Origin of the sequence: Pseudonocardia sp. McavD-2-B (assembly GCF_024124365.1) — a bacterium.
GTDB lineage: Bacteria > Actinomycetota > Actinomycetes > Mycobacteriales > Pseudonocardiaceae > Pseudonocardia > Pseudonocardia alni.
Genome location: NZ_JAMXSG010000023.1, coordinates 26,927 through 34,715 on the forward strand (window position 1 = coordinate 26,927; position 7,789 = coordinate 34,715).

Consider the following 7,789-nt stretch of genomic DNA (forward strand, 5'->3'; position numbering starts at 1 on the left):
CCGGTTGTTGATCCGGTCGAGGAACTCCTCGCGGGTCTCCCCGTCGTGGGACTTCGACGCCCGGGCGAGCGCGGGGCGATGCTGCGGCGCGGCAACTTCGGTCGTGCCGCGCGGTGGCCGGAGACCGTGGTGAAGGCCGGCCTGCCGGTCGGGTTCCACTTCCACGATCTGCGGCACACCGGGAACCAGCTCGCCGCCAACTCCGGCGCGACCACCCGCGAACTCATGCACCGCATGGGCCACGGGTCGATGCGGGCCGCGATCATCTACCAGCACGCGAGCACCGAGCGGGACCGCCGCATTGCCGACGAGATGGGGGCCATGGTCGAGCGCGAGAGACGGCCTCGCCCGGCTGTGGAGCGACGCGGCGACCGCACCTCCGAGGACGGCTAATCGCCCGCTAATCGCCCGAAGCAGGAACGGCGCCCCTCCCAAGATCGGGAGTGGGCGCCGTTTTCGCTGGTAGAACTATCTGAGCGGGCGACGGGAATCGAACCCGCGTAGCCAGTTTGGAAGGCCTAGCCAAACAGACGCTCGTCGGCCCCGACCAGCAGAAACAGCTGACGTAGCGCTCAGGGATTGACCGCTGTTGACCGCCCGTAGTTGCACGCCAACTGCACGGGGCAAAGCGACGCGTACGACCGATTCGATGCTCGCGCAGTCCGCGGGCAGCCGCCGGATTCGTCGGCGTGTCAGGCAGTTGGTCAAACAGACCACCGTCACCCTGTACGGCGCTCCGAACCCGCGGAACAAGATCAAATTATGGACCGACGCGGACAGATTACATGGGCGGGGTCGAGATCAATCCGACCGAAGCCGGTGGCCTCCACCTTGATGCCGCACTCTACGAGCGCGAGCAAGTGCGGCAGACCGTCAGCGGGTGCAGCTTCTGCGGAGGGCTTGTGCGAGCGCCCCCCGTCAACAGCAGCTCCGAAAGGACGGCAGCGCCCACCCCTAGCGTCGGTAACGCTGGTTAGTGAATGATCGACCTAGCTGGTAGTACGCAGGTGGTCACTGGAAGGAGCCCGCGACCTTATGGCGGAGCCACGTTGCTGCGGCAGCTCGTGCAGCACGACCAGAACTGCCAAGCGCGGCAAGCTTCCATCGCGTGGAAGCAGGCTGACCGCACGCGCGACGGGGGATGCGTCGCGTGCCGAATCCTAAGATTCCGATTCAGCGCGCGTTGTATCGAGGCAGCTTGACCGACAACGCCTGCAAGGCACGCTACGGCGTGACTTATCTGCGATCCATCTGCAGCCAGGCCGGTATGCCGCTGTCCGAGATCTCGCCGGACGAGGACGCGCAAGCCATCGACTGCATGATCCTACTGCGCACCGGCGCAGTGATGGTTCAGGTCAAGTGCACGTCGCAGTTCAGCTTGAAGGGCCGCAGCGCCTCATGGCCGATGGAGCTGCACTGGCAACAGTCGTGGGAGGAGATGCAGATTCCGGTCTACTTCGTCATGGTCATCCTGGACAACGGAGATCCTGACGAGTGGCTGAAGCACGCAGACGAGGGCACCTTCCACCACGCAGCCGCCTACTGGAAGCGCGTCGATATCGACAACCGCGTTGACCGAATCCACATCGACAAGAACCAGCGCTTGAAGACTGAAACCTTTCACCACTGGATGCTGGATCATCAGGCCTGCTTCACACCGCCGGCGGTCAAGAATGCTGGCTAGCGAACAGCTTCCAACTACGAGCGACATCCGATTCTATCTAAGGCGCCAGGGATGGACTCAGCAACCACCTGGGCCTGCTGGTTCTCTCTGGACTAAGAACGAAGCGACGCTCGCGGTGCCGGAGGTAAACGACCCGCGTCTAGCATTCTCAGTAGTAATGCAACTGGCGCAGATAAATCAGAAGCAGCAGGCAGACCTCGCAGCAGAGGTCAAGTATTACGCAACCGACGTCACCGACTTCCGAGCTGCTAACGATCAACTTGACTTGGAGTCCATCCCGCTGTCGACGGCTTTAGCCATCATCGGTAACGTTAAACGAGTCCTACGCACATGCGGCACGACCGCCTTCCGCACCCAAGGAGATCTGAAGGGACACTACAACCGCACCGGCGACGGCGTCGCGAACGCGGCTCGCATGGCCCACACGAAGCAAGGATCGTTCATCATCCCGGTGCTAGTGCGGCTGAGCCTTGAGCCGCGTGCAGACACGAGCAGGCATCTTATTGACGTCGGTCCACCCGAGGCCGTGGAGCGACGCGTTACCCGGACGATGGCTGAGGCACTACGCGCCGTTGAGAAGACCGTCGTTGAACCAGGTACCGAGCCGACAGCAGACCGGCTACACACCGCTATCGAGATGGGCGTCAGCAAGGAACTCTGCGTCGCCCTACACAACCTCCTAAATGAGTCCGTAGTGGGAGAACTCGACACGACCTTCAACTGGGCGCCAGCAGCCACTCCACCGGCTACAGCCCCGCGGCGGGTGACCATTCCAGCAGAGTCCCGCGACCTTATACAGATGGCAGCAAAAAAGCTCAAGAACGTGCGTGTCGAGACCTCGCGAACCATGACCGGGCCGATCGTGGGCCTTCGACACACCCCGCAGGCCCCCTATGGCGAGATTACGATCTCAACGATTCGAGACGGTCGTCAGGCTGAGGTCACGGTACGTTTACCGTACGAGGGATACTACCGTCCAGCCATCGAGTGGCACCGTGACCGCCGGGTTCTGATCGTTGAAGGCTTCGTTGAGGGCGGCCCAGGTCACCGGCTCTATGTCGCTAAGCCCGGGCGATGCGAGCCACTTGAGGACCTATTCACTCAGCCCCGTGACCGGCCCCGGTCGTCGCCTTCGCTTGAAGACACGCCACCGCCACTTGCTGCGCCTTCGCCACGGGCAGGACTGCCCTCAACGAATTACGACAGCGACGACCTAGGTGACTGACTGGCTGCGTGGCGGGGATTCAAGCTCGGCGACCACCCGCTAGGCGACCTATGCGTCCCGAAAGCGGAGGCGCCAGCGTCCCGTCCCGTGTCGTCTAGTGGCCGCCGACCTGCTGGTTCGCGCCATGCCGTCCTGGCGGGTGTCGGAGGAGCGTGATTGGTCCGCTCCGGGCTTGCTCCGACCGTACTGCCCACCCGAGGGGTTCGTGTGGCATCCCGTCGACCTGGCAACGCCCGACCACGCGGCGGCCCGGGGGCGGCCCTCGACGAAACCGGCGGCCGATCTCGTCCGGCTCCGCCCCCGGGTCGTCGTGTGGTAGCCCTCCGGGAGGTCGTCGGGATGCCACACCCCGGCCATCCCGGAGATCTGCCCGCCCGGCGAGGGCGCCCGATGATCTGATACTCAACCGCCTGCAGGGTTAATCGTTTCCGTATTCATAATCAGGCTCGCCAACCCCTAGAACATCTAACGCCTCACTTCTACTGATGGCATTCTCCCACCCTTCGTAACGATCTTCTTCGTGTTCGATGATGTATAGACGATCAATTCCTGCGGCCACAATCTGAGGCGCACCTGAAAGTGAGAGACCACATACTCGGCAATTTAGACCCTCTGCCAGGTAAGTAACTGTGTAATGGACCTGCCCACTGTCTTCGTCATATTCGGTCTTGCCGACGCGGCCCACAGCAAGCCAGAGCACTGCAGCCTTCGACTCTTGACAAGCTGGGCAGGAGATGTTCCGCTCGGCGCGACGTGGCCCATTCGGATTGACGAGACGTTCCCCTCTCCGCGTCTCGACCTCGTCAGGCTTTAGCCCAGAGTAGAACTGCTTAGCCTGAGCGACTAGCTTCTCAACTTCTTTCTTGAGCGCTCGGTCGTTCTTCGCTCGCGCAGCCTGTGCGGCTTCGACAATATCGTTAGCAATTAGATCGGTTGCGGGCACGCCCAAATGCTTGCAGACCGACTCGACAACATCCAGAAACTGGGGCATCCAAGTCGAAGGTTCAATCGTATCCAACACGGCGTCAGCGGAGTGCAGCTCTCCGTTTCGAAGATCAGCGAGAAATAGAGCATCCTTGCGGCGGTCCTCGCCAAACTCTGGCTCGATGTGCAGGAGCCGTTCAAGGACTGTATGTGTCGGGATCGACCTTGGGCGCATGCCGGGCCGAGCAAACCCGGCTGCGTGCAGGATGCTGGGGCCATCGAGTGCCGCTAGAAGGGTTGGCTGCGCTCGAGCAAGGGGAGCGCGTATCAGAAATTCCAACCCGAGAAGTAGCCAGAGAATTGCATCCGATGGGTATTCGTCTCCTGCCTTTCGGCACGAGTCGGCGCGATCGAAGTACAGTTTCGTCTTGGCGATGAACTCTTCGTATCCCCACATTCAGGAACTCCTCCTCGATATGTACAGTCGATGCAGGCGTCGTGATCGATTGCGGATACTTGGTCGACGATGAAGGGTGGTCCTGTTATCGATAACTGCGCATCGACCGGGTCTCCAGTCGATCTGCCCGGTTGGGTCCGCTGAAGCTATCAGCTCCGACACTTTCGAAGCAGTTCCAGACCAAACGGGAGGGCACGAGCGCTCATCCCAGCGAATTCTTGTCGCCTCGCCTTCGCGCAGGAGAGCCGGCAAATAGCGGCCGTATCGACCAGGAGATTTGGCCAACAATACCGTCCGCGCCAGAAGTGGAATGATCTGCGAAAGCGAGGGCTCGCATCGTAGGTTAAGAATCTCGGTGGGTTCGACAACCGTGGCCTGCTCGGACCAGAGTACAATGTAGTCTGGAGGGTTTCGCCCAACCGCCCCATCGCTGTGCCAGGGAAATTGATCGTACCCGTGGACGCCAGATAGAGAGTTCCGCCGCGATGCAAGTTTGCTCTTCGGCGTTAGAAGTTCCCAGCTCGTCGATACTGCACCAAGTGAAAGCGCTAGATTGTGTGAATCCCGCATAGAGCAACCGTCGAAGACTAGGTACCCGTCGTGTTCTAGCCGATCAAGCAGCCGGGGGGAGAGACTTGGCGTCATCGGCACGAGAACATGGTGCCAGGCTGCTGAGTGGGCGTCCGGGCGGGGACCGGCCGGAGGCCGCACGCCCCGCCCGGACCCCCACCAGCGGCGCCAGAGGCGCCGCTTGATACCGAATGGAAGGTCTAGACACGGCGAGCGCTGATGCCGTTGTCGTGTCCCGGCTGATGCTTGACGTTCCGGTCTCACCTGATGCTTGACGTTCGGGCCTGGTGCCGTAGCTAGACGGTGGCGGCGTCGACGACGGTGACCCATGCGTCCGCTCGATCGGGGTCGGTCCCGCTGGAGAGGGCGATGCTGCGGGCCAGGGCTCGGGCGGTGTCGAGGTGGTCGTCGCTGAGCTTGAGCGCGAGGACAGCGATGTCGTAGGCGGCTTCGCCGTTCATCCCTCGGGGGTCGATGAACCACAGTCGTCCGCGGCCGTGGAGCACGTTGGGCGGTGAGAGGTCGGCGTGGCACAGTCCGGCCAGCATGTCGGCGGCAAGCTCGTCGAGAGTCACGATGGCGGCCTCGCGGACTGCGGCGGGCTCAGGGCCGCGATGTGGTGGCTGGTCGTCGGCCGGCGGATCGGTAAGTCGCACCCGGAGCCAAGGCGCGATGCTCGGCACAGGGGGCGCACTGCCTTCATCGACAAGGGTGCGCAGCATCGTGGCTACATTCGCGAGGTCCCGCGGTCGCGGTTCCTGTTCGGCGAGCGATGTGCCGGGCTCGACCGCGTCCATCGCGGTCCACGTGCTGGTAGCGGTGTTCCGCAGGAGGTGGACCGTAGGCGCCAGACCCACCCGCGCAAGCTGGTTCAGTACTGCGGCCTGGTGAACGGCGTCAGGGTCGGGGCTCGACCGCAGGATCAACCGAGCACCGGCGCTGGTCGTGGCCTCCACAACGTGGGCTGACCTGGCAGAGAACCTCACGCCGGTCGGTGTGACCGAGAGTGCGGCGCAGGCCTCGGCCAGCTCGACGGGGAGCGACTCCGTCCAGGCGGGTGCGCGGTCGGGCCATCGCGCGTGTGCGGCGCGGGCGATGTCGGGGTGCAGCGGTGTCACGGGCGTAGTGCGGTGGCGAGGGTGTGCATGTCGTCGACGACGACCAGGGCGTCCGCGTCGGCCAGACCCTCCGCGCGCTCGGGCTGCTTGGCGTAGCCGATGCACGGCACTCCCGCCGCGGTCCCGGCGAGGGCGTCAGTGATCGAGTCTCCGACGAACACCGCGGCGCTCGGTGCGGCTCGGCTGATGTCCAGCGCAGCGTGGAGGAGATGGGGGTCGGGCTTCATCTGCTCGGGGTGCCCGAAGGGCCGGCCAATGATCTGCGCGACGTGCTCGGTGAGGTCGTGGCGGGCCAGGTAGACCCGGATGGCTCGCTCGGAGTTGTTGCTGACAACCAAGACGGTGTGGCCGGTGGCGACGGCGGTGCGGATGAGCTCGTGCGCTCCGGGGGTCGGCTCAGCGATGGTCGCGGCGCGGGTCTCGTGCTCGATGACGTGGGCCTCGACGTCGCGGCCGGACTCGGGTGAGTGCCGGTAGGCGGCTCGGAGCAGGACCAGCGGGTCATCGGTGCGGACCTCGGTGAGGTCGATGCCGTGGACGGTGGCGAACTGGCGTACGGCTGCGGCGACCTCGGGTGCAGGGTGGCCGGCGAACAGGTGCGCGACGGGCCCGTCGAAGTCCAGAAGCAGGACCCGGGCACCACGGAGCAGGTCAGAGAGCTGGGTGCGGTTGCCGGTCGGGAGGGTCACTGCGGGTACTCCCGGGTGATGGTGGTCCACACGGAGTCGAACCAGGTGCGGGCCTGGGTGACGTACTGAGGGCCGTTGCTGGTGTCGGCGTCGTCGCCGGTGGAGAAGTGGAACAGGGTGGCGTCCTTGCCCATCGGGTCGAAGATCGGCACGGGGGCCTTGTCGATGGTGACGGTGTGTTCCAGGACGGGGTAGAAGCCGAAGAACGCTTCCTCGTCGTTGATCAGGTAGAGCTTGAACAGCGGCGACGCGCTGTGCGCCCGGACCTCCGCGGTCGCAGACTTGACCAACCCGAGGTCGGCAAGCTCCTGGACGCCGTCGGTGATGCTGTCCACGGCACGACGGGTGATGCGGTCAGCGCGCTTGCGGACGGCGGGGTCGTCGGCGGCGGTGTCGGCTCGGCACGGGAGCGCGAGAGGGACGCCGGGGTCGGACAGCATGATCCGCACGGCGATGGACTCCGGACTCAGGCGTCCGGCGCGGACCTTGTCCAGGACCTCGGACAAGGTGTTGGACAGGGTCTCCCCGGAGAACCCGGCGAAGTCGATACGCACGTGCGGGCGCTCGAACGCAGCCTCGATGTGCGGGCGCAGCCCCACCGGTAGCTCGGTCTGGGCGCGGACGAACACCCCGCTCCCCTGGCGGCTGATGAGCAGCCGCTCGGCATAGAGAGGGCGCAGAGCGGCCTTGACCGTCTCGCGGGCGACGCCGTAGCGCTCGGCCAGGTCAGGCTGCGACGGCAGCTTCTCCCCTGCCTTGAGCTTGCCGAGCTTGATCGCGGCGCGGATCTGGTTCGAGATCTGCTGCGACGGAGTGCGCGGATCCTCCGGGTCCAGATGCGCGAGGAACTCGGCTGGCGTGCTCATGACCCCACGGTATCGGTCGGCTGACTAGCCCGGCTAGCCATCTTCCTCATTCGTGCTTGACATGGCTAGTCAAGCCGGTCATTCTGAGATGGCTAGCCAAGCTGGTCAGGCGAACGAAGGAGAGAGCAATGAGCCTTTGCCAACCTCGTGTTCGTACTGGTCAGCGAGTGTCCGGCGTGGCGTGACCTGAGATGGGTGAAGCTCCTGGTAGACGGGCGATTGACTAGATCTGACCGCCTGACCAGGAGCTTCAAGG

Annotated in this window: 8 protein-coding genes; 3 read left to right on the plus strand and 5 right to left on the minus strand. The window is 64.2% G+C overall.

The annotated features are described in order from the left end of the window. Positions 1 to 45 precede the first annotated feature (45 nt). The 3 genes from NH602_RS05905 (at position 46) to NH602_RS05915 (ending at position 2,909) form a co-directional block, all read left to right on the plus strand. Positions 46 to 393, plus strand: a complete 348-nt coding sequence (locus NH602_RS05905; protein ID WP_253067246.1) for a tyrosine-type recombinase/integrase — start codon at positions 46 to 48, stop codon at positions 391 to 393. An 805-nt stretch (positions 394 to 1,198) separates the two neighbouring features. After that, entirely contained in the window at positions 1,199 to 1,684 is a 486-nt protein-coding gene (locus NH602_RS05910; RefSeq protein WP_208824992.1) for a DUF4365 domain-containing protein, read from the plus strand. Positions 1,685 to 1,841: 157 nt separating this feature from the next. Next, on the plus strand, positions 1,842 to 2,909 hold the full coding sequence (locus NH602_RS05915) for a hypothetical protein (protein WP_253067247.1): 1,068 nt from the start codon (positions 1,842 to 1,844) through the stop codon (positions 2,907 to 2,909). Between the two features lie 418 nt (positions 2,910 to 3,327). On the opposite strand, the gene NH602_RS05920 is transcribed toward NH602_RS05915, so the two are convergent. The 5 genes from NH602_RS05920 to NH602_RS05935 are packed head-to-tail and all read right to left on the minus strand — an operon-like array spanning position 3,328 to position 7,533. Beyond that, positions 3,328 to 4,290 carry a hypothetical protein gene (locus tag NH602_RS05920; RefSeq protein WP_208824990.1) on the minus strand — a complete coding sequence of 321 codons (963 nt, stop codon included), beginning with the start codon at positions 4,288 to 4,290 and terminating at the stop codon, positions 3,328 to 3,330. After that, a complete protein-coding gene (locus NH602_RS32160) occupies positions 4,291 to 5,190 on the minus strand; it encodes a TauD/TfdA family dioxygenase (RefSeq protein ID WP_374210133.1) in 900 nt (299 codons plus the stop codon). Then, positions 5,157 to 6,083, minus strand: a complete 927-nt coding sequence (locus tag NH602_RS05925) for a phosphotransferase (RefSeq protein WP_308292810.1) — start codon at positions 6,081 to 6,083, stop codon at positions 5,157 to 5,159. The genes NH602_RS32160 and NH602_RS05925 overlap by 34 nt, the downstream gene beginning before the upstream one ends. Further along, positions 5,975 to 6,667, minus strand: coding sequence for an HAD family hydrolase (locus NH602_RS05930; RefSeq protein ID WP_208824986.1), 693 nt, complete (start codon positions 6,665 to 6,667; stop codon positions 5,975 to 5,977). The genes NH602_RS05925 and NH602_RS05930 overlap by 109 nt, the downstream gene beginning before the upstream one ends. After that, positions 6,664 to 7,533 (minus strand): winged helix-turn-helix domain-containing protein, encoded by an 870-nt coding sequence (locus tag NH602_RS05935; protein WP_253067248.1) that lies wholly within the window; start codon positions 7,531 to 7,533, stop codon positions 6,664 to 6,666. Before NH602_RS05935 ends, NH602_RS05930 begins: the two co-directional genes overlap by 4 nt. Positions 7,534 to 7,789 lie beyond the last annotated feature (256 nt).

Excerpts from the sequence above, each read along its gene's own strand:
- NH602_RS05920 (WP_208824990.1), bottom strand. The coding sequence starts at position 4,290 with ATGTGGGGATACGAAGAGTTCATCGCCAAGACGAAACTGTACTTCGAT.
- NH602_RS32160 (WP_374210133.1), bottom strand. The coding sequence starts at position 5,190 with ATGGGTCACCGTCGTCGACGCCGCCACCGTCTAGCTACGGCACCAGGC.
- NH602_RS05915 (WP_253067247.1), top strand. The coding sequence starts at position 1,842 with ATGCAACTGGCGCAGATAAATCAGAAGCAGCAGGCAGACCTCGCAGCA.
- NH602_RS05935 (WP_253067248.1), bottom strand. The coding sequence starts at position 7,533 with ATGAGCACGCCAGCCGAGTTCCTCGCGCATCTGGACCCGGAGGATCCG.